This window comes from Microbulbifer aestuariivivens, assembly GCF_039545115.1.
GTDB classification, from domain to species: domain Bacteria; phylum Pseudomonadota; class Gammaproteobacteria; order Pseudomonadales; family Cellvibrionaceae; genus Microbulbifer; species Microbulbifer aestuariivivens.
The window spans coordinates 1-23,423 of the sequence record NZ_BAABRT010000017.1 but is presented as its reverse complement, the minus strand read 5'-3'; the positions used below and the strand labels follow the sequence as shown (position 1 = coordinate 23,423).

The 23,423-nt window shown below is 59.6% G+C and carries 20 protein-coding genes; 11 read left to right on the top strand and 9 right to left on the bottom strand.

Going from position 1 to position 23,423, the window contains the following annotated elements; all coding sequences use genetic code 11:
* Positions 1–71 precede the first annotated feature (71 nt).
* The 3 genes from ABEA58_RS10670 to ABEA58_RS10660 all read left to right on the top strand — a co-directional run bounded on the left by ABEA58_RS10670 (position 72) and on the right by ABEA58_RS10660 (position 3,241).
* Complete coding sequence (locus ABEA58_RS10670) at positions 72–953, top strand: MBL fold metallo-hydrolase (protein ID WP_345551350.1); 882 nt, start codon at positions 72–74, stop codon at positions 951–953.
* Between the two features lie 79 nt (positions 954–1,032).
* A complete protein-coding gene (locus ABEA58_RS10665; protein ID WP_345551348.1) occupies positions 1,033–1,443 on the top strand; it encodes a protein tyrosine phosphatase family protein in 411 nt (136 codons plus the stop codon).
* A gap of 70 nt (positions 1,444–1,513) precedes the next feature.
* Entirely contained in the window at positions 1,514–3,241 is a 1,728-nt protein-coding gene (locus ABEA58_RS10660) for a SulP family inorganic anion transporter (RefSeq protein ID WP_345551346.1), read from the top strand.
* Here the strand turns inward: ABEA58_RS10660 and ABEA58_RS10655 are convergent.
* Together ABEA58_RS10655 and ABEA58_RS10650 are read right to left on the bottom strand one after the other, a co-directional pair.
* A complete protein-coding gene (locus tag ABEA58_RS10655) occupies positions 3,238–4,062 on the bottom strand; it encodes an alpha/beta fold hydrolase (RefSeq protein WP_345551344.1) in 825 nt (274 codons plus the stop codon). The two genes, ABEA58_RS10660 and ABEA58_RS10655, sit on opposite strands and share 4 nt — an antisense overlap.
* A gap of 67 nt (positions 4,063–4,129) precedes the next feature.
* Positions 4,130–5,182, bottom strand: a complete 1,053-nt coding sequence (locus ABEA58_RS10650; RefSeq protein ID WP_345551342.1) for an alkane 1-monooxygenase — start codon at positions 5,180–5,182, stop codon at positions 4,130–4,132.
* A gap of 453 nt (positions 5,183–5,635) precedes the next feature.
* Here ABEA58_RS10650 and ABEA58_RS10645 point away from each other — a divergent pair, with 453 nt between their 5' ends.
* A complete protein-coding gene (locus ABEA58_RS10645; protein ID WP_345551341.1) occupies positions 5,636–5,839 on the top strand; it encodes a hypothetical protein in 204 nt (67 codons plus the stop codon).
* A 50-nt stretch (positions 5,840–5,889) separates the two neighbouring features.
* Here the strand turns inward: ABEA58_RS10645 and ABEA58_RS10640 are convergent, their stop codons facing one another.
* The 3 genes from ABEA58_RS10640 to ahpC form a co-directional block, all read right to left on the bottom strand.
* Complete coding sequence (locus ABEA58_RS10640) at positions 5,890–6,099, bottom strand: cold-shock protein (RefSeq protein ID WP_345551339.1); 210 nt, start codon at positions 6,097–6,099, stop codon at positions 5,890–5,892.
* A 500-nt stretch (positions 6,100–6,599) separates the two neighbouring features.
* Positions 6,600–8,237: an alkyl hydroperoxide reductase subunit F gene (ahpF, locus tag ABEA58_RS10635; protein WP_345551337.1), complete on the bottom strand. Its 1,638-nt coding sequence runs from the start codon at positions 8,235–8,237 to the stop codon at positions 6,600–6,602.
* Between the two features lie 109 nt (positions 8,238–8,346).
* Positions 8,347–8,913 (bottom strand): alkyl hydroperoxide reductase subunit C, encoded by a 567-nt coding sequence (gene ahpC / locus ABEA58_RS10630; protein WP_345551335.1) that lies wholly within the window; start codon positions 8,911–8,913, stop codon positions 8,347–8,349.
* Between the two features lie 392 nt (positions 8,914–9,305).
* Between ahpC and ABEA58_RS10625 the strand changes: the two genes are divergently transcribed.
* The 3 genes from ABEA58_RS10625 to ABEA58_RS10615 all read left to right on the top strand — a co-directional run bounded on the left by ABEA58_RS10625 (position 9,306) and on the right by ABEA58_RS10615 (position 11,955).
* Entirely contained in the window at positions 9,306–10,619 is a 1,314-nt protein-coding gene (locus ABEA58_RS10625; RefSeq protein WP_345551333.1) for a DUF2157 domain-containing protein, read from the top strand.
* Positions 10,619–11,233 carry a GDYXXLXY domain-containing protein gene (locus ABEA58_RS10620; protein WP_345551331.1) on the top strand — a complete coding sequence of 205 codons (615 nt, stop codon included), beginning with the start codon at positions 10,619–10,621 and terminating at the stop codon, positions 11,231–11,233. Before ABEA58_RS10625 ends, ABEA58_RS10620 begins: the two co-directional genes overlap by 1 nt.
* Before the next feature lie 110 nt (positions 11,234–11,343).
* Complete coding sequence (locus ABEA58_RS10615) at positions 11,344–11,955, top strand: CPBP family intramembrane glutamic endopeptidase (protein ID WP_345551329.1); 612 nt, start codon at positions 11,344–11,346, stop codon at positions 11,953–11,955.
* A gap of 70 nt (positions 11,956–12,025) precedes the next feature.
* Here ABEA58_RS10615 and ABEA58_RS10610 read toward each other — a convergent pair whose 3' ends face one another.
* The 4 genes from ABEA58_RS10610 to ABEA58_RS10595 all read right to left on the bottom strand — a co-directional run bounded on the left by ABEA58_RS10610 (position 12,026) and on the right by ABEA58_RS10595 (position 15,825).
* Positions 12,026–12,613 carry an exopolysaccharide biosynthesis protein gene (locus tag ABEA58_RS10610; RefSeq protein WP_345551327.1) on the bottom strand — a complete coding sequence of 196 codons (588 nt, stop codon included), beginning with the start codon at positions 12,611–12,613 and terminating at the stop codon, positions 12,026–12,028.
* A 213-nt stretch (positions 12,614–12,826) separates the two neighbouring features.
* Positions 12,827–14,239: an MBL fold metallo-hydrolase gene (locus ABEA58_RS10605; RefSeq protein WP_345551325.1), complete on the bottom strand. Its 1,413-nt coding sequence runs from the start codon at positions 14,237–14,239 to the stop codon at positions 12,827–12,829.
* Between the two features lie 135 nt (positions 14,240–14,374).
* Positions 14,375–15,022 (bottom strand): NAD-dependent epimerase/dehydratase family protein, encoded by a 648-nt coding sequence (locus tag ABEA58_RS10600; protein WP_345551323.1) that lies wholly within the window; start codon positions 15,020–15,022, stop codon positions 14,375–14,377.
* 23 nt (positions 15,023–15,045) lie between these two features.
* Positions 15,046–15,825: an NUDIX hydrolase gene (locus tag ABEA58_RS10595; protein WP_345551321.1), complete on the bottom strand. Its 780-nt coding sequence runs from the start codon at positions 15,823–15,825 to the stop codon at positions 15,046–15,048.
* Positions 15,826–16,039: 214 nt separating this feature from the next.
* Here ABEA58_RS10595 and katG point away from each other — a divergent pair, with 214 nt between their 5' ends.
* The 4 genes from katG (at position 16,040) to ABEA58_RS10575 (ending at position 23,083) form a co-directional block, all read left to right on the top strand.
* The gene (gene katG, locus ABEA58_RS10590) at positions 16,040–18,220 is read left to right on the top strand and encodes a catalase/peroxidase HPI (RefSeq protein ID WP_345551456.1); all 2,181 of its coding nucleotides are present in this window, start codon (positions 16,040–16,042) and stop codon (positions 18,218–18,220) included.
* A 470-nt stretch (positions 18,221–18,690) separates the two neighbouring features.
* A complete protein-coding gene (locus ABEA58_RS10585; RefSeq protein WP_345551319.1) occupies positions 18,691–20,553 on the top strand; it encodes a VRR-NUC domain-containing protein in 1,863 nt (620 codons plus the stop codon).
* A gap of 354 nt (positions 20,554–20,907) precedes the next feature.
* Positions 20,908–21,720, top strand: coding sequence for a CLCA_X family protein (locus tag ABEA58_RS10580; RefSeq protein WP_345551317.1), 813 nt, complete (start codon positions 20,908–20,910; stop codon positions 21,718–21,720).
* A 253-nt stretch (positions 21,721–21,973) separates the two neighbouring features.
* Complete coding sequence (locus tag ABEA58_RS10575) at positions 21,974–23,083, top strand: MipA/OmpV family protein (protein WP_345551315.1); 1,110 nt, start codon at positions 21,974–21,976, stop codon at positions 23,081–23,083.
* The last annotated feature ends 340 nt before the right edge of the window (positions 23,084–23,423 follow it).

Genomic DNA, 23,423 nt, shown 5'->3' with positions numbered 1-23,423 from the left:
AACCCTGCTGAGGCTGGGTGGTGGACTAAAACAGTGGACCAAAGCATCGAAGTGAGAGCGGAGTAAGAGCCATGTCAGACAATCAACAGCGCAAGCCCCTGGTTCAGCCATTCCTGGATGCGGATACCGAAACCTGGAGCTACGTGGTCTATGACCACCGCGGGGGCAGTGCAGCGGTGGTGGACGCAGTACTGGACTACGACGCGGCATCCGGTCGCACCAGTACCGCTGGTGCCGAGAGGATCGTGGACTTCGTCAGGTCCGAGCAGCTGACCGTGGAGTGGGTGCTGGAGACCCACGCCCATGCGGACCACCTGTCGGCGGCGCCTTATATTCGCGAGCAGCTGGGTGGCAGGATCGCCATCGGCGACCATATTCGCGAGGTGCAGGGGATCTTTCGGGATGTGTTTAACCTGGAAAAGCAGTTTCTCGTCGACGGCAGCCAGTTCGATCACCTGTTTCACGACGGCGATACCTTCACCATCGGCGAACTGCAGGGGCGCGTCATCTACTCGCCCGGGCACACCCCTGCGGATATGGCCTGGCTGATTGGCGATGCGCTGTTTGTCGGCGATACCCTGTTTTTGCCGGACGTTGGCAGCGCCCGCTGTGACTTCCCCGGGGGCGATGCCAAGACCCTGTACCGCTCCGTCAGAAACCTGCTGTCGCTGTCTGACGAGACTCGTATGTTCATGTGTCACGACTATCCGCCCAGCGGCAAGCGTGAGCACCAGTGTGAAACGACCGTGTCCGAACAGAAGCGCAGCAATATCCATCTGCGTGACGGTATCAGCGAGGAGGAGTTTGTGGCCATGCGCTCCGAGCGTGATGCCACGCTGCCTATGCCGCGGCTGATTCTGCCCTCGATTCAGGTCAATATCCGCGCCGGGCAGATGCCGCCGGCTGAAGATAACGGCACCGTTTATCTGAAGGTGCCCATCAACGCACTCTGATGCGCCTTGGGCGCCGCAGCCGCGCCGCAATAGAGGTTTTGGGTATTTTTTATAGAGTGGAAATTACAAAGAGGAACGCATGAATATTCAAAAACTGGACGAGCAGGTCAGTGTCTCCGAGCAGCTGGAGACCGATACTTTTGGCAGTCTGGCGGAGTCGGGAGTGAAGGTGCTGGTCTGCAACCGGCCGGAAAGCGAGTGCAGTTCGCCCACCTACGAAGCGATGCAGGCGGCTGCCGAGAGTGCGGGGATGGAGTTTGTCTGTATTCCTTTTGCGCGTGGCCAGATGACCCGTGAACACTGCCAGCAGTTTGCCCAGTTGCTGGCTTCCGGCAAGAGTATCCATGCGTTCTGCCGTACCGGCAACCGCTCCTGTAATCTCTGGGCCGGTGCGCGTTGTCTGCAGGGGGCAGAGGGTCGTGAAGTTGTCGACGGAGCACGCGCAGCCGGCTTCGATGTCAGTGGTGTTGTGGTGGCCTTCAGCGGTTGATCAATCGCTGAAGGCCATCCGGATAGTTTCTCCGCGGCGCTCTGTGGAGCGCGGGTAAAGGGTCGGGCCGATGCAATCTGTGGCTAAATTCTTTCCAATAGCAATCTGGCTGCGGCAATACAATCGCACGGCCCTGAGTCGTGACCTGATGGCCGCGCTGATCGTTACCATCATGCTGATTCCCCAGTCCCTTGCCTACGGCCTTTTGGCTGGGGTGCCGGCTGAGGTGGGGCTTTACGCCAGTATTGTGCCGCTGTTGGCCTATGCCGTGTTTGGCACCAGCCGCACCCTGTCCGTTGGTCCGGTGGCTGTGGCGTCACTGATGAGTGCCGCCGCCCTGAGCGAGGTCGCACTGCAGGGCAGCGCGGATTACCTGGTGGCGGCGGCGTTACTGGCGTTGCTCTCCGGCCTGTTTCTGAGCCTGATGGGGCTGTTGCGTCTGGGCTTTCTCGCCAATTTTCTCTCCCATCCGGTGATCTCCGGTTTCATCACCGCCTCTGGAATCCTGATCGCCCTCAGCCAGCTGCGACATATCCTCGGCGTGGGCAGTAATGGCGACAACTTGCCTGCACTGCTGTCCGGGCTGGCGCAGAACGCGGCCCAGTGGAATGGCTATACACTGGCGACCGGCCTCGCAGTGATCGCTTTCCTGTATTGGTCGCGAGCTGGCGCCGCCCGGCTGCTGCGCGGCTTCAACCTGTCTGCCCACACCGCTGGTCTGCTGACCAAGGCGGCACCGGTGGTGGGGGTGCTGGCCACCATCGTCGCGGCAATGCTGCTGGATTTCGAGGCTCGCGGTGTGGCGCTGGTGGGCGAGGTGCCGGCAGGTCTGCCGGGGCTACAGCTGCCGCGCATCGACCTTGCACTGATCGAGGCACTGCTTCCCGCAGCCATCATGATCTCGATTATCGGTTATGTGGAATCGGTGTCTGTGGGCAAGACGCTGGCGGCCAAGCGGCGCCAGCGTATCGATATGAATCAGGAGCTTGTCGGACTCGGTGTGGCCAATATCGGTTCCGCCTTCTCCGGTGCTTTCCCGGTGACCGGTGGCTTCTCCCGCTCGGTGGTGAATTTCGACGCGGGCGCAGAAACCCAGATGGCGAGCGTATTCACCGCCGCGGGTATCGCTCTGGCCTCCATCTTCCTGACGCCGTTTCTCTACTACCTGCCCAAGGCCACGCTGGCGGCGACGATAATTGTCGCGGTTCTGACGCTGGTGGATTTTTCCATTCTAAAAAAAACCTGGCGCTTTTCCCGCAGTGACTTTTTCGCGGTACTGGTCACCATCGTGGTCACGCTGCTGATGGGGGTTGAAGCCGGTGTGGCCTGTGGTGTTGGGGCGTCCATCTCTCTGTTTCTGTTTCGCACCTCGAAGCCGCATATTGCCGAGGTGGGGCTGGTCGAGGGCACTGAGCACTTTCGCAATATCAAGCGACACAAAGTGCTCACGGTGCCCGAGGTGCTCACCATCCGCGTGGATGAGAGCCTGATGTTTTCCAATGCGGCGTTTCTGGAAGAGCGCATCTATGCCGACCTGGCCAGCAATGACCAGGTTCGACAGGTGATTCTCATGTGCAGTGCGATCAATGAAATCGACTGGAGTGCGCTGGAAGTACTGGAGGCCTTGAACGAGCGCCTGCGGGAGCTGGGTATTACCCTGCATCTCTCCGAGGTCAAGGGTCCGGTCATGGATGCGCTGCAGCGCAGCGGTTTCCTGCAGCAGCTGTCCGGTAGTGTCTACCTCACCCAGTACCAGGCGTTTAATGAGGCCCGGGCCGCTGTGGCGGACACCGCTTAGGTCGCCGCGACTTTATCTTGCGGCGCCGGCTGCTGCTCCTTGAGGAAGTTGAGCATGGCCCTGTTGACGGCTTCCGGCTGCTCCAGTGCGGAGAGGTGCCCGCAGCGGGGGATTTCCACCAGCGTAGCCGAAGGGATTTTCCGGGCAATTTCCCGTGAATAGTCCGGTGGCAGCGCCAGGTCTTCCAGACCGACAATCACCAGTGTCGGGCACTGGATGCCCGCCAGCTGCGATTGCAGGGGTTCCCGCCGCGACAGCGCCGAGACCCCCTCGGCAATGGTGGCGAAGGGCACCGTGGCGATGCGGTTGCGCCACTGGCTGACAAGCGCCCGGTTGTGCTCCAGCGTATAGCGGCCAAACATCAACTTCAGAACCTGCGGCAGCAGCGGGCGGATACCAAACAGCTTGGCGGCCAGCACCATGGCGTGGTGGCGCAGCTTTCTCAACGGGCGCTCGGCACCGGCATGGGTGTCCAGAAGTAGCAGCCCGGATACCCGCTCCGGCGCCTTGATGGCTGCCCGCAGTGAGATCATGCCGCCGATGGATAGCCCGGCCCAGATGGCGCTCTTGATCCCCTCCGCATCCAGAATCGCGATCACATCATCCACCAGGTCGTAGATGCTGATCTCCCCGTCGATGGGGCCCGAGGCGCCGTGCCCGCGGAGATCCACGGCAATCACCCTGTGCTCGCGGCTCAAAAGCGGAATCTGCGCCTCCCATAGGGCGCTGGAGGCAAGGAAACTGTGCACCAGTACAATGGGCGTTCCACTTCCGGTCACGGTGTAATGGAGTTCCACGCCCTCACGTTCGATGGTCGCCATCTCTTGCCCTCGCTTTGTTTTCTTTACTTTGTGTTAATACGCTGCACCGCCCATGGGCGATGGTAGCTCATGCCGGCTGCGCGTTTTCCGCCAGCGCATCCAGTCTCGGATGCATTACCCGGAACCACAGAGGTGGCACGGAAGCGAGCAACATCATACCCGGATACCCGGTCGGCATCTGTGGGCTGTGTTCATGGTGGCGCAGCAGGGGGTATTTGCGGCTTGCGCGAAAGTGATGATCGGAGTGGCGGGACAGCTCGAACAGGGTCATTCTGCCGATCAGATGGTTGGAGTTCCATGAGTGTGCGGGCATGACCCGCTCGTAACGGCCGCTCTCCTCTTTCCTGCGGCTGAGGCCATAGTGCTCGATGTAATTAACCGTCTCCAATAGCAGAATCCCCATGATGGCTGCGGCAACAAAGCAGAGGGCGGCCTTGAATCCGAACACGAGCGTGACCAGAGCCACAAAGCCGATCTGCATCAGTTGGAAGGCCAGCATTTGGTTCTGCAGGCTCAACCATCGCTGCCCGTGTTTGTGCAGGCGCTCGGCTTCCAGCTGCCAGGCAGAGCGGTAGCCATCGCGGGTAGAGCGCCACCAGAAATGGTAAAGGGTCTCTCCCAAACGGGCACTGGCCGGGTCCTCCTCCGTCGCAACACGCCGGTGGTGGCCGCGGTTGTGTTCAATAAAGAAATGCATATCCAGGGAACTCAGCAGCAGCAGTTTGGCCATCCACTGCTCGCGTTGGCTTGCCCGGTGCCCCAGCTCATGACCGATGTTGATGCCAAAGGTGGCGCACATCAGCCCCATGGAGACGATGGCTCCCAACAGTGCCATACCCTGCAAAGCGGGCACGACCAGCAAAAAGCAGAGCAGCACCGCGAACTGGACCGGCAGCGCCAGATAGAGCAGTCGGTCATACAGGGGATTTTGCGCGACCTCCTGCTCCTCTTCGGCCGTCAGATTATTGACAGAGGCCGGCAGCAGCAGCTCCAGTAATGGCAGCAGGCCGTAAAGATAAAGAACTGGTACGAACAGCCAGAAGCCCTGTAACCAGAACCCCAGCAGTACCAGAACCGGCAGGGTATAGGCCACAAGATAACGGAGTGGGCGCATACGCATTGGAGAGTCTCCCGGCCGCTATGCAGCGGATCGCTGTTTTTCTTTATTGTTATAACCATTACATCTGGTTCGTCACAGTCTGTATTAAGGCGGATGTATGGGCATCCGGCAATCGCGGAACGGTAGTTTGAGACGGCTCTGGCGCCAGATTGGGAAAAACCGCGAGCGTGTCCATAATCCTGGCGCTGCACTCTTCGAGCAGGGTCGCCACTAGCGCGGGCGCAGATTCTTCCCGGGACTTGCTATTTTCCTGACTGCTCGGCGTTAGGACTGCAGGGCGATCGGACTGGCGGATACCGCGCGGTTTTTTTTGTTCTTTTGGAAATTAACCAAGGCTTTGGCTGTGGGGTATCGGCTTCGCTTCGGCGGGTGAAATTAAAGCCAGAATCAAAACCAAAAATCGGAGAAGGGAAGTCCTGCCGGGATGTGAATGTGGTGCGGTGAGAGCAGGTCTTGTTTGGATCAGAGGTTGCCGAGATCGGCGTTGCCGAGGGGCATGTTCTTGGTGACACAGGTTTTGCGCGCAGCATCGGTTCCGTTGAGGTTTTCGCTGACGATCTTTTGCGTGTAGGCGGGAGGTTTTCCTTGCGCTCTGTTTTCCAGTTACCGGCAGGCATAAAAAAAGCAAAGCGGCTGCTTTGCTTTTTTGCGTTTTAACACGCGGATACCGGCCGCACACCCAGCATGGGAGTGCGGCCTGTCGTCATTTAGATGACGGTAATGTTCTCGGCCTGCAGACCTTTAGGGCCTTTAGCAACCTTGAATTCTACCTTCTGGCCTTCAACCAGGGTTTTGAAGCCCGGCTCGGAGATGGCGCTGTAATGAGCGAATACGTCGGGGCCAGACTGCTGCTCGATAAAGCCAAAACCTTTGGATTCATCAAACCACTTTACGGTACCGGTAACTGCGTTAGACATAATGTAAGTCCTATAGAAGAAAAATAAGAAACGGTGCCCAGAGAATCAGGGCTAGCCGGAAAACTGGCTGATATTGCGATGCTACAGAACGAGGATTATGAATAATGCTTCGAAACCGGAGTGGGTCAACAGGAGCTGATTTTCTAGCTGCGTTCAGTGTATAGAGGCTGGTTAATAAGTCAACAACTCTTTTCCTGTCATTCCGCTAGTCCCTGATCCCGCTATTTGCAAGCTCGCGACACGTAGACATGCCGGCTCCGGAAAAGTGGAAATAGCGGCAATGCGTAAATAGCACTTATGAGTACAGCCTGATGGTCGCGCGTGTTATAGAGGTCAGGCGGTCACAGTGAAAATAGGACAGTGAAAATAGGACAGTGAAAATAGAGAGCGCCGCTAGGATGCGGCGCCAAAAAGTGCAGAATAAAAAGCCGTCGGCAAATCAGTATGACGGGTTGAAATTGTGCCCGGGTGCGATAGCTGCTGCACCCGGAGTTCCGGGGTCAGGCGCTTAGCGCCATTTCAGCACTCTCCTTCTCCTTTTCCTGCTCTTTCTTTTCTTCTTGCCGGTTTTGCGCCTGTGCCTGCTCTGTGTCCTCCGAGTGGCGAATCAGGTAGTCGAAGGCGCCGAGTGCCGCTGTCGCGCCAGCGCCCATGGAGATTACGATCTGCTTGTAGGGCACCGTGGTGGCGTCACCGGCGGCAAAAACCCCCGGCAGCGAGGTGGCGCCGCGTGAGTCAATCTCGATCTCACCCATTCGATTCAGGGCGATGCCGCTGTCCTTAATGAACTCGGTATTCGGCACCAGTCCAATCTGTACGAACACGCCGGCCAGCTCAAGGTCGATACTGTCACCACTGTCGCGGTCGGTGTAGCGCAGGCCACTGACCCGCTTACCGTCACCGAGAATCTCGGTGGTCTGGGCGCTGGTGATGATGTCGATGTTTTCCATGGAGCGCGCCTTGCGCACCAGTACCTCGTCGGCGCGCAGAGTGTCGGCGAATTCCAGTACGGTCACGTGCTTGACGATACCGGCGAGGTCGATCGCCGCCTCGATACCGGAATTGCCGCCGCCGATCACTGCAACATGCTTGCCCTTGAAGAAGGGGCCATCACAGTGTGGGCAGTAGGCCACACCCTTATTGCGGTATTCCGCCTCACCGGGCACGCCCAGTTCGCGCCAGCGGGCACCGGTGGCCAGCACCACTGAGCGGCTGGCGAGTGTGGCACCACTCTGCAGTTCCAATTCCAGCAGTTTTTTGCGCTGGATACCGGCGGCGCGCTGCTCGGTAATGATGTCCACGCCGTACTCCTTGACGTGCTGTTCAAGGGCTGCGGCCAGCTTGGGGCCTTCCGTGTAGGAAACGGAAATAAAGTTCTCGATACCGACGGTGTCCATCACCTGGCCACCGAAGCGCTCGGCGACCAGAGCGGTGCGAATGCCCTTGCGCGCGGCATAGATGGCAGCGGCTGCACCGGCGGGGCCACCGCCCACGACCAGTACGTCGTAGGGCTCGCGGGCATCCAGTTCCGCGGTCTTGCGCTCAGCGGCACCGGTGTCGATCTTGTCGACAATTTCCTGCAGGCTCATTCGCCCCTGGCCGAAGTGTTCTCCGTTCAGGTAAACCGATGGCACGGCCATGATGTTGCGCTGTTCCACCTCTTCCTGAAACAGGGCACCGTCGATCATCTCGTGGGAAATGTTCGGGTTCAGTGTCGCCATCAGGTTGAGGGCTTGTACCACGTCCGGGCAGTTCTGACACGACAGTGAAATATAGGTTTCAAAGTGGAATTCTCCCTCGAGCTGGCGGATCTGCTCCAGCAGTTGCGGGTCGGCCTTGGACGGGTGGCCGCCGGCCTGCAGCAGTGCCAGTACCAGGGAAGTGAATTCGTGCCCGAGGGGAATGCCGGCAAAGCTGACCCGGGGTTCCTCCCCGGCGGGGGCGATGGCCATGCTCGGCGAACGCTTGGCGCTGCCCTGGCGGGTGTCAATTTTCGGCGAAAGTCCGGCGATCTCGTTTACCAGAGATTCCAGCTCGCCTGATTTGGGGCTGTTGTCGCTGGACACACGGATCTCGATCGGATTAACGATATTCTGCAGATAGGTGTCCAGCTGTTTCTTCAGGTTTGCATCCAACATCGGTGTGTCCTGCCTGTTTTGCGGGTTAAACGGGTTAAAGGTTTGGTTTGAAAAAGGGCCCACCCGCAGGTGGGCCAAAAGGATGCTCCGTAGGGAGACGGTTAGCGCGTTAGATCTTGCCGACCAGGTCCAGGGACGGCGCCAGGGTTTCCTCGCCTTCTTTCCACTTGGCCGGGCAGACTTCACCCGGGTGTGCGGCCACGTACTGTGCGGCTTTGATTTTGCGCAGCAGGTCCTGGGCATCGCGGCCGATTCCGCCGGCGTTGATCTCGACAATCTGAATGCGGCCTTCCGGGTCGATCACGAAGGTGCCGCGATCGGCGATGCCTTCTTCTTCGATCATCACGCCGAAGTTGCGGGTGATGGTGCCGGTGGGGTCGCCGATCATCGGGAACTGAATCTTGCCGATGGTTTCGGAAGTGTCGTGCCACGCCTTGTGGGTGAAGTGGGTATCGGTGGATACTGAGTAGATTTCCACGCCCAGCTTCTTAAACTCTGCATAGTTGTCCGCCAGGTCACCGAGCTCGGTGGGGCAGACGAACGTGAAGTCTGCCGGGTAGAAGAACACTACGGACCACTTGCCCTTGAGGTCGGCGTCGCTGACGTCGAAGAAGTCACCGGCCTGATAAGCCTTGGCCTGGAAGGGTTTGATTTCGCTGCCGATATAACGAGACATAAGATGCTCCTTGTTCAAAGTTGGTTGCGTTGCTGTCTGGTACGAGGTGAATACTATTGATCGAGATCTATTGATTGAAATTATCAATTCCAATGGCTTTGATTGATTTGGGTTATCAAGCTGCGATCTCACCCGCTAGCCCGGTGACTGGCTGGGGCCCGCCATAGTCATGTTGGGCATTACCCGCACAGCACTGTGGACCGGACCAGTTGGCGCTGGCGGAGTAGGGGCAAGTGAGAGCTGGTCTGTGAGTGTTGGCCAGTAAGTGGTAGTGAGTTACTGCTGGTCGGTAACCGCTGATCGATCAGTCGGCTAATAAAGATCACGCCAATAAGGCTCACACCAATAAGGCTCATGAGTACCTAGCCAAACATCCAGGGGGGAGTGGCGGCATGCGATTGATTCGCTTACTGAAAGGGGAGCTGGCCCGGGAGGCCGCCGAGTGGGTGGAGGAAGGTCTTGTCAGCGAAGCACAGGCGGAGACGATCTGTCGCCGCTATGGCGCTGACTACCAGGCCATCAACAGCCGTGCGCAGGGTTACGCTGTTCTGGTAGGGCTCGCTTACCTGTTTCTGGGGCTGGCGCTCATCACCCTGCTGGGGGCCAATTGGGAGGAGATCCCCCGCGGTATCCGCATGGGCGGGCTGGTGCTGCTGACCCTGGCTACCCAGGGTATCGCCATTTTTCGCTATGTCCACGGTCAGCGGCGTGCCGGTGTCGGCCTGATGCTGCTTGGCAACTTCTTCTACGGTACGTCGATTATCCTGATCGCCCAGATTTATCACCTGGGTGAATATATGCCCGACGGCGTCTTCTGGTGGGCGCTGGGTTGCCTGCCATTTGCCCTCATTACCCGTAATCCATGGCTGTGCCTGCAGGCCAACCTCTTGGCCCTGATCTGGCTTCTACTGGAGACCTTTAATGGGTATCTGCCGGTGCTGTTTCCGCTGTTCCTTCTCTCTTCGGCCTATGTGCTCTGGCGCGGGCCGCCGAGCACCTCGCTGTTGCTGGTGGCGGTGATCAGTGCTGGCTTGTGGATCGAGTACGGGCTTTCCTGGCTCTGGCGGGGTGACACTTCGGGGCTGCTGTTTGATATGCACGCTGAAAACCTGTTTGTCGCTGCCGGTCTGTTCCTGCTGCTGTTCGCCATCAGCCACTGGCTTTCCCGCCAGCCGGACTCCAAGCCGCGGGATTATGCCGCCTTGCTGTCGATCTGGAGCCTGCGCTTCTCGTTGCTGTTGCTGCTGGTGATGAGTTTTGCCCGCCCCTGGCGCGGGCTGCTCGATTATGACTGGCCACATCAGCTGGGCCTGTGGGCTGCGCTGTTGCCGATAGGTAGCGCCGCGCTCTGGTTGGCCTACCGGGCGCGGCGGTTGTGGTCCGTGGCAGTGTTGTTTACGGCATTGCTGATGGTGCAGCTTGCCCTGTGCATCGATGGCAGTCGCGACCACGCCGTGGTCTATCAATTACTCGCCAACTTTGCTCTGCTGGGTACGGGTATCTGGCTGATTGTGCGCGGCATTTCCAACGGTATTTCCCATTACTTCTTCCTTGGGGTAACCGCCGTATTGGCCACCGCGTTTCTGCGCTATGTCGATCTTATCGGCGATTATCTGGGCGGTGCGGCGCTCTTTACCCTCTTCGCCATTCTGCTGATGCTGGCAGCCCGGTTCTGGAAGCGGGTGCGCGAGCGGGAGCTTGGCTGATGAAACGCTCTTATTTCACAAGACTCGCTTACTTCACAAAGCTTTCTCATCTCAGAAAAGTTTGCAGTCTCACAAACGCCTCTGGCCTCGCAAACCGCTGGCGGCTGCTGATTCTGGCGGCGGGGGTACTGTTTCAGTTTCTGGTGCTGATCGGTATGTACGTCACCGCCCAGATACCCCTGTGGACCGGGCGGGAAATTCGCATAGAGACTGTTCCCGTCGACCCGCGCTCGCTTTTTCGTGGCAATTACGCGCGCCTGCAGTATGCCTTTTCGGAACTGGATGCCGATGAGTTTGGCAAAGAGGCGCCCCTGCGCACAGGCGAGGTGGTTTATATCCGCTTGCAGGCGGATCAGCAGGGGCTTTACCGCTACGCGGGTGCGAGCCTGGAGCCGCCTGCTGACGGGGTATTCCTGCGGGGGCGGGTCTCCGGTCTGAGGTGGCGAGCGGAGGGCAGTGCTTACCCTGTCCGTTACGGTATCGAAGCCTTCTTTGCCCCCCGGGAAAAAGCTTTGAAGCTGGAGAGCGCGCTTCGCCAGGGCGGGGTGGCGGTGCTGCGGGTGTCTAGCTCCGGCCGGACGCGGCTGGAGCGGGTCGTCCCCGCTGCGGACTGATCCCAGCGCGGACTGACCGCTCCCGGCGAAGTGCATCCGCTAGGGGGTACCCGGCACAGAATGCACCGAGTGCCTGCCAAGCTGCGTATAAAAATCATCAAGGGGTAAACATGCGTAACCGTCACTTATCTGCGGCACAGGTATTCCGCATCGCCTTGCTTTCACAGGCCGCGCTTTTGCTGCTGGCGCTGGCAGGCCTTTGGCTGACAGGCGTTGAGTTGCCGGCTGTGCGGGGGAGTGAGGTTGTCTGGATTCTGATGGGGGCCCTCGCGGCTCTGGCCACTTACGCTCTCGCGTTTTTCCTGACCAGGCTGCCCGGTGCCCTGGGTTCTGCGTTGCGACAGCTGTGCGAGCTGCTGCAACCGCTCTTTGCCGGCTGCAGCTGGGGGCAGATTGCCGTGCTGGCTCTGGCCGCGGGCATCTGTGAGGAGTTGTTTTTTCGGGTGTTTCTGCAGAACTGGCTGATGGAGGTGGCCGGACCCTGGTGGGGTTTATTCGCCGCCGCAGTGGTTTTCGCCCTGTTGCACGGCGCTTCGCTTCTGTACTTCAGCATAACGCTGATGATGGGTTTGCTGCTTGGCTGGTGTTACTGGGCCACCGGCAGCGCCATGGGGGTGATGGTCTGGCACGCCCTGTACGATCTGCTGGCAATCGGCCTGCTGGCCAGATACCCGCATCTTCTCGGTATACAGCGCCATACCGGCAAGCGCCAAATCAGCTAGCGGCAAACTGGCAGCCGGCAAAGGATCAAAAGAATCAAAAATATTGAAAGGGCCAAAAATACCAAAGGGATCAAGAAGACAGGCTGAACAGAATCAGCGCGGCGGTGAGCCCGGTGAGCGCGAAGGCCACAATAGCCAGCAATCCGTCGTGGGCTACCAGGGCGAGGCCAAAGGCGGTGAGGGCCACTCCTGCCAGCGAAGCGGAAAACGGCACTATCTCCATCAGTGGCAGCGCCAGCGCGATGGCCACGCAGATAACGGCGATGACATCGGTGCCTGTGCGCTTTACCAGCAGGCGGAATCGCGGTCGCAGCCAGCGGTCGCATTCCCGCGCCGGGCGCTGCAGAAAGCGCAGCGCCCGGCGCAGGCTTTTCTCGGAAATTGAGCGCCGGAGCAGCCACTGTGGCAGCCAGAAATACTTCCGTCCCAGCAATAGCTGCACGGCTACCAGCAGGACCAGAGTGGCCATACTGGTGGGCACACCGGGAATCCCGCTGAGGGGCGAGAACAGAATCAGCCCCACCAGTAACAGCAGTGGCGCAAATGAGCGCCGGCCGATAGCCCGGATAACCAGATCCAGGGTGACCCGTTTCTGGGCGGCGGATTCCTGGCGGATATGTTCCAGCATCTGCTGCAGGCTGGTGAATTCCGGGGGCATGGGGGGTTCTGGTTGGCCATTGAATGGTCATTCTACTGTGCGGGGGCGCGAGGGGGGCAACCCTCGGTTGCCGCGCCTTGATATCCAATCCCGCTGAGGCCAGGCAGCCCGAGTGGCGGGCCCAGCCGAGGGGGCAAAGAGGGCGGGCGGAACCACTGCACGAGTGCCGCAGTAGCACCTAGTGGCACCTAGAGACATCTCATGGTGTAACCGTCACTCATCACCCGGGCTGGTGACGGCGTTGCCGGAGTTGCGCCAGGCGCCCATGGAGCCGAGAAAAACATCCACTTTCTGGAACCCGGAGCGGCGCAGTATGGAGGCGGCAATCGTGGCGCGGGCGCCACTGGCACACATCACGGTGTAGTGGCGCTCCTTCGACAATTGTTCCAGCTGCTTGGGCAGGTTCCCCAGGAAAATCGTTTCCGCGCCGGCAATGATGCCCTGCGCTATCTCCTTTCTGCCGCGCACATCCAGTATCCGCCAGTTGTCGTGGCCGCCATCCGCGCGGGACTTGACCGTAGCCGCATCGACCGCCGCAATGCTGTCGAACGGCCGCGCCCCCGCGGCCCAGGCCGGCAGGGCGGTATCCGAAAAGCCCAGTACCCGGTCGAAACCGATGCGGGCCAGATGACGGCAGGCGGCCTCCGCCTGGCTTGGGCTGTCCGCGACCAGCACAAATTCATCGTCCGGCTGCAGAAACCAGCCGGCGAAGGCTGGAATCATGCCGCAGGGGATGGCGAGACTGCCGGGCAGGTGGGCGCCCAGATAGGCGGTTACACCGCGCACATCCACCACCAGCGGCTTCTCAGCCGGTGGCTTTGCACTCAGGCGCTGGAAATCCGCGGCACTGATCAGCGCTGGAGTCATCTCCTGCGCCGGTGCACGGCAGCCCACAAGATTCAGCTGTTCCATATGGCGGAAATAGGGCGGTTTTTCGTGATGTTCCGCCAACTTGCTGGCAATGAATTTTTCCCTGTCGCGAATTTGCAGCATCGGGTTGTGCAGCCGTTCGTAACCGAGGGTGGAAAAATCCCGGTCGGCGATATTGCCGCCACATGTAGATCCCGCCCCATGGGCGGGGTAGAGAATCACCTGATCCCCCAGCGCGAGGATTTTCTCCAGACTGTCATAGAGCAGCCCCGCCACTTCCTCTTTGCGCTCTGGGTAAAAGTCTGTGCGCCCCACATCGCCGACAAACAGGGCATCTCCGCTGAAAACGCCGATGGCCCGGTTGGCTGTGCCCGCTTCGTTTTGGCCCCGCTCGTAAATGGCGAAGGAGAGGCTGTCATCGGTATGCCCGGGTGTTTCCAGAACCCGCAGTTGCATGGCGCCAAAGGTGAAATCATCGCCCTCGCGCACAGTCTGCGCATAGCGGACATCTCCCGCCGCATCGGGGCCGTGATGTACGCTGGCACCGGTCAGTTGTGCCAGTATCGGCGCCCCGGAGAGCAGATCCTCGTTGCGGTGGGTTTCAAAGATATGGGTAATGCGACAGCCCCGCTGGCGCGCCAGCGCAATATAAATCTCGCAGTCGCGGCGTGGGTCGATAACCGCCGCCTCACAGGCGTCGCCAATCAGATAAGAGATCTGCGCGAGTCCCGGTGACTTGATGGGCTCTACAAACATCGCATCGCCTCGTTGCAAAGGTATGTGATCGGGAAGAAGGGCTGGCAACCCTTCGATCTTCTTACCTTAGCCGCTAAAAAAGGTGACCGCTGTTGTCGTCAAGCCCGCCGGCAACAGTATCGCCGCGGCCAGCGCTCAGTCGGGGAATATCTCGTCGAGAGTGAAACCCTGTCTTGCCGGCCCGGGAGTCGTGCTGACCTGTAACATCTTCTCTGCGACCTGGGCGCCCTGAATCGGGCGGTAGCGGCGCAGCCCGGGCAGGGTGCAGAGCAGCGGCAGGAACCAGCTGGCAAATGTTTCAGCGGGGCGCATATGGTCGCGCTCACCCAACAGCAGCGAGGGGCGGAAGATACTGATGCGCGGGAAGGGCAGCTGCAGCACCTGCTGCTCCAGCTCACCTTTCATTTTCAGGTAGGCGCTGCGACTGTTGGCATCGGCGCCACTCGATGACACCAGCAGGTAATGTTGCGCGCCCCCCTGCGCCGCCAGTTTGGCGGCTTGCAGCTGATAGTCCACATCCACTGTGCGTTGCGCCGCCAGCGAGCCGGCCTGGCGGCGCGTGGTGCCGAGGCAGGAAAAAAACACCTCCGTTTGGAACTGCGCGGCATGGTCCTGCAGACGCTCGAAGTCCACCACTATATTTTCAACTTTCGGTGAGGCGTGGGGTGCCGCCCTGCGGGTCAATGTCACCACCTTGCTGAAAGCATCCGACTCGGCGAGCAGATTGGACAGGTGGGAGCCGATCAGGCCGGTGGCGCCGATGATAAGAGCCTGTTTGGGCATAAATCCTCTGGTATTTTTATGGGCTATTGCGGCTCCGCAGCGCGGTCTCTTTCAGGTTTCCGGTTCAGGTAGCGTCGGATATAGGGCTTGTGCGGGTAAAGCAGATCGTCGGGCAGGGCGTTGAGGTCGAAGAAGCGAAACTCGGCAATTTCCGCATCGCGGATGCGAATTTTCCCATCCTTGAGACGGCCGCGAATGGCAATATTGATGATTTCAGATCGTGGCACCTTGGTGACTTCGAGCAGCTCGAAATCCTCAATTTCAACCCCCATTTCCTCGCGCAGTTCCCGCTGCGCGGACTCCTCGAATGATTCGTAGCGGTTCAGCCAGCCGCCTGGCAGGGCCCATTTATCCTGGTAGGAATGCCGAACCAGCAGCAGCTGGTCTCCCCGCTCGACAAAATAAATCATGCCCACCAGGAACTTGTCGGTAACCGCATAGGAAATATCCCAGCGTATGGCCGGGGAGAGGCGGCGATAGATCTCGTACTTCAAACCGGGGAAGAGAACGAACGCCAGGGCTGTGAAGGCACCCAGCAGGAACAGGGCGACGGTTGTTTTCTTTAGAATGGAGCGCATTGACCCAGAGTATACCGCGATGTCGGCAGGTGATCTGAGTTCAATGTTAGCAGGATCGGGATATGCGCGCCGCCAGAACGGGCCTGGTGAAAGCAATGTCGTGCGGGCATGGCGGGGGATTACCCCTTGTATTTGAGCGTTCGAGAAGTCACCTGGGTCTTCATACTGACCGGCAAACTGCACAAAGGCGCCAGACTGGCCGTCCCTGGCACTCAGCTCTTCCACTTCAACCATCACCCCCGCATATCTCATATATCGTATTGCTTAGCCTGTGTTTTTTTACCCCGGGGAGATGTACTCCATGACGATGAAAACCCTCACTTCCTGCGCCGTTCTGGCGCTGGCTGCCTCTGTGTCGCTTTCGGTAAATTCCGCACCGCCACCGGAACCGCCCCCACTGGATGCAATAGGCAATGCCGAGGGCCCGGAGAAAACCCGCATGCTGGGGCAGCCCAAGTCCAACCAGTTCTGGTGGCCAGACCAATTGGACCTCGCACCACTGCGAGATCACGACAAGGACTCCAGCCCTCTGGGCGAGGACTTCAATTACGCCGAGGCCTTCAGCAAGCTGGACCTGAAAGCGGTCAAGCAGGATATCGAGACGATCCTGAAAACCTCGCAGGACTGGTGGCCGGCGGATTATGGTCACTACGGCCCCTTGATGATTCGCATGGCCTGGCACAGCGCGGGCACCTACCGCGTTGGTGACGGCCGCGGCGGTGCCGGTGGCGGACAGCAGCGCTTCGACCCGTTAAACAGCTGGCCCGACAACGCCAACCTCGACAAGGCCCGGCGCCTGCTGTGGCCGGTAAAACAGAAATACGGTGATGCCCTCTCGTGGGCGGACCTGATGGTGCTCACTGGCAACGTGGCTCTGGAATCCATGGGCTTCAAGACCTTCGGCTTTGGTGGCGGCCGTGTGGATGACTGGGAGCCTGACCTGGTTTACTGGGGGCCGGAGACCAAGATGCTGGATGGCAACGAGCGTTTCGAGGGCGCTAACAGACTCGAGAACCCCCTTGGTGCCACGGTAATGGGGCTGATTTATGTCAACCCCGAGGGGCCCAACGGCAGTGGCGACCCCAAAGCCGCCGCAGAGCGGATTCGCCTTTCATTTGGTCGCATGGCCATGAACGATGAAGAGACTGTGGCCCTGATCGCCGGTGGTCATGCCTTCGGCAAACTTCACGGCGCGGTCAAGGCGGACTGTATCGGTCCGGAGCCTGCGGCGGCGCCCACCGAGCAGCAGGGTTTCGGCTGGAAAAACAAGTGCGGTAAAGGCAATGGCCCCGACACGTTTACCAGCGGCCTTGAAGGCGCCTGGACCGTAAGCCCCGTGCAGTGGAGCAATAATTACCTGCAAAACCTGTATAACTTCGAGTGGAAGCAGGTGAAGAGCCCCGCCGGTGCCATCCAGTGGATTCCCACCGACCCCAGTGCCGCCAACCTGGTGCCGGATGCCTTCGATCCGAAAAAACGCCATGCGCCGGTGATGCTGACCACCGACCTGTCGTTAAAAATGGACCCCGCCTACCGCAAGATTTCCGAGCGTTTCAAGGACAACCCGCAAGAGCTGGAGGAGGCTTTCGCCAAGGCCTGGTTCAAGCTGACCCATCGCGACATGGGGCCCAAGTCCCGCTATCTCGGCGCCGAGGTGCCCAAGGAGGATTTGATCTGGCAGGACCCGCTGCCCCCGGTGGATTACAAGCTCATCAGTGATGGTGAAGTACAGCAACTGAAAGACAAGATACTCTCCTCCGGCCTGACCATTCCCGAACTGGTGCGCACGGCCTGGGCCTCCGCTTCCACCTTCCGCGGCAGCGACCTGCGCGGCGGCGCAAATGGCGCGCGCATCCGTTTCGAACCGCAGAAAGACTGGGCGGTGAACAATCCAGCGGAACTTGCCAAAGTACTCAGCAAACTGGAGAGCATCCAGCAGGACTTCAACAAGTCTCTGTCTGGCGGCAAGAAAGTCTCGCTGGCGGACGTGATTGTTCTGGGTGGCTCGGCAGCGGTAGAGGAAGCGGCCAAGAAAGCCGGGCACGACGTCAAGGTGCCATTCAACCCGGGGCGCACGGACGCCACCCTGGAAATGACGGATGTGGAGTCCTTCGAATGGCTGAAGCCCGAAGCGGATGGTTTTCGCAACTACTACAGCAAGGACAACATCTACCCTCCGGCGGAGGCACTGGTGGATAGGGCCGACCTGCTGACACTGACGGTGCCGGAGATGACAGTGCTGGTCGGTGGTATGCGCGTACTGGGGGCCAATACCGATGGCAGTAAGAACGGTGTGTTTACCGACAAACCCGGCACCCTCAGCAACGATTTCTTCGTCAACCTGCTGGATATGTCCACAGACTGGCAGAAATCCTCCAAGGGTGAGGGACTCTACGAGGGGCGCGATCGCAAGACCGGCAAGCCAAAATGGACCGCCACCACCGTGGACCTGATCTTTGGCTCCAACTCCGAGCTGCGCGCAGTCTCCGAGGCCTACGCCACCGAGGGCAGCGAAGCCAGGTTCGTCAATGACTTTGTGGATGCCTGGTACAAGGTGATGAATCTGGACCGCTTTGACACCCCGGAGAAACGGGCGGGTGTACAGACTGCGGGCAGATAACCTGACTGTGGCAAGCGTTTCGCTGCCTCGGCGGAGAAACACATTGGGTTGCGATCCCTGGTGATTGCAGAGGGCGGCTGCTGGTCGCCCTCTCTTATATTCATTGTGCTGATCGTTAACATGGTCCGTCGCTTAGGGGCGGGCAATGCTGCGGCCAGTGCCTCCCTTCATCTTCCCCTTTAGTTCCCACCTTAGCTCTCTCTGCACTTTTCCTGCGCCCTCCGGTATCCATCCCGGTCTTTCCAAGGACCGTATTCCCGCTGGCTTGACGGGCTGCTGCGGTTTCGGCTGTGTCCTGACAGTCGCCGCGAGGGTTTGTCCACAATTGATGTGTGCTGTATAAATGTTCAGTGTTCTTGTGGGGGCGACCACTGCGGGCTTACCCGAGCCTTTCCTGAGTCTTTTCCGCAACCCTGGCCACTCAGTTTCCTGGCCGCCCAGCCACCCAACCAGTCTGGCCACTCTTAGAAATGGAAACCCCAGTCGAACTCGCTGCCGATTATTATCTGAGTAATTTCCAGACGCTGGTGGATTTCGTCGCGGCCTCTTATGAGCCACTGCTATCCACGCAGGAGCTGGATTTTTACCGTAGATTTAACGCGCTGGCGCTCAACAGCCGGCGACTCTACGTGCGGCTGCTGTCTCGCAAGGGGGTGCCATCTTCGGCCGGTGCGCTGTTTCGCCAGGGCAAGATCCGCTATGGGGAAATTGATGATCTGTCCGATGCCGTTGAGCAGCTGTGCGAGGCTGGGCTGTTACTTCGCCAGCCGGCACTGTCGCCAGTGGAAATCCTGCCCCTGTTCAGCAAGGCAGAACTGCTGGCAAGCAGTCCCATACCATTGCCCAGAGCAATAAAGCGGCAGGCGCTTGAGCAGGCGCTGCTCGCTGGGGAAACGGTCCCCTTACCTTGGCTGGAGACTCTGCTGGCCTCTGAGTCACTGCTGGCAGTGCAGGGGGCGGCACACTTCGAAACATTCAAGCTGTGTTTTTTCGGTAACCTTCGCCAGGACCTGACCGACTTCGTGCTGCGGGATCTTGGGCTCTATCGTTATGAAGCCTACCCCCTGGATCAACGCAATCTGCCGTTCCAGAGCCGAGCGCAGATCGAACAGTACCTGCGTTACTACGAGTGCCTGCAGCAGCTGGATAGTGTCTTTGCAGAGGGGACAGAATCCATTCTCGCCCTCGCCGGGCGCCTGCCTGCCGGGATCGAGGGTGATGCCACTTTGCAGCGGCGCCTGCAACGCCTGCGCCTGACTCTGGCCCGGCAGCTGGAGCGGCTCGAAGCCATGGAGGCGGCGGAGCAGTTGTATCGCAAGTGCCAGCGCCCGCCGGCGCGGGAGCGCCGTGCCAGAATGGCGGTACAGCGGGGTGATATCGCTGCCGGCCTGGCCCTGTGCCGCGAGATACTGGCGGCCCCCCACAACGAGGCCGAGCGGGAATTCGCCGAGAGTTTTGGCCACCGCATCGCCAGGCGGGAAAAGTGTGCCGAGGGCTGGCCGGCCCCGCATCGCTACCAGCCCCCCAGCGAAACCATCACCCTGCCTCATGTTCCCGCGCGGGTCGAACTGCTCGCGGCGGCGTACCTGCAGGGCAACAGCCAAGGGGGGATATTCGAGGATAGGCAGGGGGAGAGGCACGAGGATAGGTACGAGGATAGGTACGAGGATAGGTACGAGCAAAGACAGGGTGATAAGCAGAGTTGCGGTGCCCCGATGGCGAAGAGGGCCTTTGCCGCTGACACCACGACCGCCATGACGGACAGCGACCGCTGTTTTTACGTCGAGAACACCCTGTTTAACGGGGTACTGGGGCTGTATATCTGGGACATTGTATTTGCCCCCATCCCCGGTGCTTTCTTCAATCCCTTCCAGTTTGCCCCCAGCGACTTCCACACAGCCGATTTCTACCCACTGCGGCGCCTGGCGTTTGCGCAGCGCCTGGCGCAACTCGACAGCGCGAGCCTGTGGGAGGTGGTGCGGCGCAACTATCGAGACAAGTATGGCATCGCCAACCCGCTGGTGGCCTGGGAGGCTCTGTCTGAACCCTTGCTGGAACTGGCCACTACGCGGATACCCGCAGACCACTGGCGCCAGCTGTTCGGTCGTCTGCTGAGTGACATTGAGCACCACCGCAATGGCCTGCCGGATCTGATTCTTTTTCCGGCCGGCGGAGGTTACGAGCTGGTGGAGGTCAAGGGGCCGGGCGATCGCCTGCAACCGAACCAGCAGTGCTGGCTGGCCTTCTTTGGCCGTCAGCGGATTCCCCACCGGGTCCTGCACGTGGAATGGCAGCAGCCTCCTGTATCTCATCAGGCCATGGAGGATAAGTGAGCGGGGAGGCGCAAGGCCTGAGGAGCCGGGGTGAAGAATGAAAACAACGGTGAGGCTCGGGAGAAGAGGTGGTGAGCAGGTGGCCGATTACTCAATGCCTGCCGCCACTGGCCCCGCTTTTCCCGCTACTGCACAATGACTGCCTGTAACGATAGGCTGGGTGAGCATCGATGTAGCGATCGGTTGGTTTAGTGATTGATCGCTCTATTAACCTTTCTATTGATCTCTATTGGCCTAGCTATGCGCCCATCCAGCGATTTACTGGTTCAGCTGACACATTCATCCGTTTATTCATGGGGGCATGCACTCATTTGTCCCGCAATTAGCTAATGGCTTAACGCTACTCAGGTTATCGTGTTATCCCGACAGTTTTACCGCCGTGGCCCCAGCCGCCGCGACCAGCATCCCGTGAGCTTCGCCGATGTGCGGCGCACATTCGGCTTCCGCTCCATCAGTATTGGCCGCTGGGTGACCCGGCAAGAGCGCGACCGTGCCGCGGGGCTGTTTTATGACGCCCTGGCGGATCTGATGGCGATTCTGAGTGGCCCCGAGTTTCTGGTTTCCCTGCGCGGAACCCTGTCGTTCCAGTACGGTATTGGCGGGCGGCCCGGTGTCTCGGCATTTTACGAGCCCGCAGCGAGGAGCTTTTCGCTGGCGAAAAACGCAGGCCCGGGGTCCATCGCCCATGAATGGTTCCACGCGCTGGACCACTACCTGGGCGGCAAGGCGTTTACCGATGCCCCGGGGCGGATGTTCGCCTCGGAAGCCTGGCTGCGGGACGCCACGCCGGTGGCACACCCACTCAATGACCGGCTCTATGCCTGTTTTCGCAGCATCATGCTGGATGAGGATGGAGAAAACCCCAGTGAACTGTTTCGTGTTTCCAGCCGGGTCGACAAGGCCAATGGCTGCGTGTATTACAGCGACCCGGCGGAGCTGTGTGCCCGCGCTTTCGAGGCTTTCGTGCAGGACGCTGGCACTGGCAATAACTTCCTTGTCGCAGGAACCAAGGCCAGCGCGGAGGCTAAAATGGGGCTTTATCCGACGGGCCGCCAGCGCCAGCGTATCAACAGCGCATTCAGTGAATATTTCCAGACGCTAGGGCGCGGCCTATTAGCGGATGCCAAGCGGCGAGAGGGGGACACTGAGGGCTGCGGCCGGTTCTGAAGCGCTTGCTGGGCAGCTATTCAGGCTGTCTGTTCGCGACTTGAGGGGCGCCTTGCGGCTGCCTGCACACGCTGAACTCGATTATCAATACGCCCCGAGTGGTTATGGGCGCTGGTCCATGTCATCTACCATGAGGGAATAAACGTAGACTAACCTCGCAATAGTAAGATCGTAAAAAGTAACCCTTAAATAGCAACCTTTAAATCGTAACCTTGAAAAAGTCATCATCAAATGGATATGGGGACCATGCATCATGAAGATACTCGGCATCGCCTTGCTACTGACCTTGCTTTTCAGGCTTTCGCCAGCGACCGCCGCTGAAATTAATGTCAGGGTGCAGAACCTGCCCGCCGAAGGCACCCTGATATTGCAGGTCTATGATGATCCGGATGCCTTCGGCCGGTTTCGCAATCCGGCTACCGAGGTGGTCTACAGCATTGCCCCGGGCCAGGACTATGTGATTACCGACGCCCCTGCGGGTGAGGTGGCTGTGCTCGCCTACCTGGATAAAAACGACAACCGCGCGCTGGACAAGAACTTTATCGGTATTCCGCGGGAACCGGTGGGGCTCTCCAACCGCTACCGCCCCAAGGGGCCTCCCAGCTTCCAGCGTGCCAGCTTTATGGCCGTGGCGGGGCAAGCCAACGAAACCGATATCGAGTTCTATCAGGTACTGGGTGAGTCCGGCCAGTGGGGCCTTGGCCTCGGCGCTGTCGGCCGCAGCAGCCCCTATGTGGATTCGGATTCCAGCGTGGTGCAGGTGATTCCCGCGATCACCTACTTTGGCGAAAGGCTGCAGTGGGTCGGTCCCAACCTGCGTTTCGGTGTCGCCGGTAGTGACAAGCTGCGTCTGGCGGTGACCGCTTCTTATCGAGTTGGCGCCTACGAGGAGAGCGACAGCCCTGCGCTGGCTGGCCTCGGCGACCGCGACGGCACCCTGATGGCGGGGCTGGGCGTTGTCTACGATGCACCACACGGGATTAAATTGGGCTTAAGCTACGAAAACGATGTGCTGGACCGCAATGGCGGCGGGAGTATTGTCGACGCCAAGGTGTCCCGTGGCTTTCAGCTTGGCAACCTGCGCCTGAGCCCATCCCTGGGGGTGAACTGGACCAGCAGCAGCCTGGCCGACTACGACTTTGGCGTACCGGTAGCGGCGGCACTGCCGCTGAGGCCGGCTTACTCCGTGGGCAGCAGCGTCAGCTTCGAGGCCGGCGTGGGTGGGCTCTGGGAGCTATCGGAGAACTGGCGGATTGCACTGGATTTCGCCTATGAAAGCCTCGACGATGAAATTACCGACAGTCCCATCGTCGATGACGACTATGTGCTGAAGGGATTTACCGCACTGACTTATACCTTTTAATCCACGGCAATCTATCTGTAGACCCCGCTCTGGATAGATCTTCCCTGGTCCCTCTTGCAATCACCTCTGGACCATCCAGCCTCCCCAGCAGGCTGGATGGTCCAGTGCCGCTCCGGCTTATGGTTGTATTTAGGAGGCTGCCTTGTCGCCACCTATTGTTTAGGTATTCGTCGGCGATTTCTCATTTCATCCCCAAGCCCCAAGCCCCAAGCCCGGGTTCTACCCCGTTACTGCGGACACTTCTAAAAAGAGGCACACTATGCCAAAGGAGTGTTTATGAGTAAGCGTAGAAAGTACAGTCCCGAGTTCAAGCATGAGGCCGTGGAACAGACTCGCCACC

Coding starts and splice junctions, on each gene's coding strand:
- ABEA58_RS10670 (WP_345551350.1), top strand. CDS start 72: ATGTCAGACAATCAACAGCGCAAGCCCCTGGTTCAGCCATTCCTGGAT.
- ABEA58_RS10665 (WP_345551348.1), top strand. CDS start 1,033: ATGAATATTCAAAAACTGGACGAGCAGGTCAGTGTCTCCGAGCAGCTG.
- ABEA58_RS10660 (WP_345551346.1), top strand. CDS start 1,514: ATGCAATCTGTGGCTAAATTCTTTCCAATAGCAATCTGGCTGCGGCAA.
- ABEA58_RS10655 (WP_345551344.1), bottom strand. CDS start 4,062: ATGGCGACCATCGAACGTGAGGGCGTGGAACTCCATTACACCGTGACC.
- ABEA58_RS10650 (WP_345551342.1), bottom strand. CDS start 5,182: ATGCGTATGCGCCCACTCCGTTATCTTGTGGCCTATACCCTGCCGGTT.
- ABEA58_RS10640 (WP_345551339.1), bottom strand. CDS start 6,099: ATGTCTAACGCAGTTACCGGTACCGTAAAGTGGTTTGATGAATCCAAA.
- ahpF (WP_345551337.1), bottom strand. CDS start 8,237: ATGTTGGATGCAAACCTGAAGAAACAGCTGGACACCTATCTGCAGAAT.
- ahpC (WP_345551335.1), bottom strand. CDS start 8,913: ATGTCTCGTTATATCGGCAGCGAAATCAAACCCTTCCAGGCCAAGGCT.
- ABEA58_RS10625 (WP_345551333.1), top strand. CDS start 9,306: ATGCGATTGATTCGCTTACTGAAAGGGGAGCTGGCCCGGGAGGCCGCC.
- ABEA58_RS10620 (WP_345551331.1), top strand. CDS start 10,619: ATGAAACGCTCTTATTTCACAAGACTCGCTTACTTCACAAAGCTTTCT.
- ABEA58_RS10615 (WP_345551329.1), top strand. CDS start 11,344: ATGCGTAACCGTCACTTATCTGCGGCACAGGTATTCCGCATCGCCTTG.
- ABEA58_RS10610 (WP_345551327.1), bottom strand. CDS start 12,613: ATGCCCCCGGAATTCACCAGCCTGCAGCAGATGCTGGAACATATCCGC.
- ABEA58_RS10605 (WP_345551325.1), bottom strand. CDS start 14,239: ATGTTTGTAGAGCCCATCAAGTCACCGGGACTCGCGCAGATCTCTTAT.
- ABEA58_RS10600 (WP_345551323.1), bottom strand. CDS start 15,022: ATGCCCAAACAGGCTCTTATCATCGGCGCCACCGGCCTGATCGGCTCC.
- katG (WP_345551456.1), top strand. CDS start 16,040: ATGCTGGGGCAGCCCAAGTCCAACCAGTTCTGGTGGCCAGACCAATTG.
- ABEA58_RS10585 (WP_345551319.1), top strand. CDS start 18,691: ATGGAAACCCCAGTCGAACTCGCTGCCGATTATTATCTGAGTAATTTC.
- ABEA58_RS10575 (WP_345551315.1), top strand. CDS start 21,974: ATGAAGATACTCGGCATCGCCTTGCTACTGACCTTGCTTTTCAGGCTT.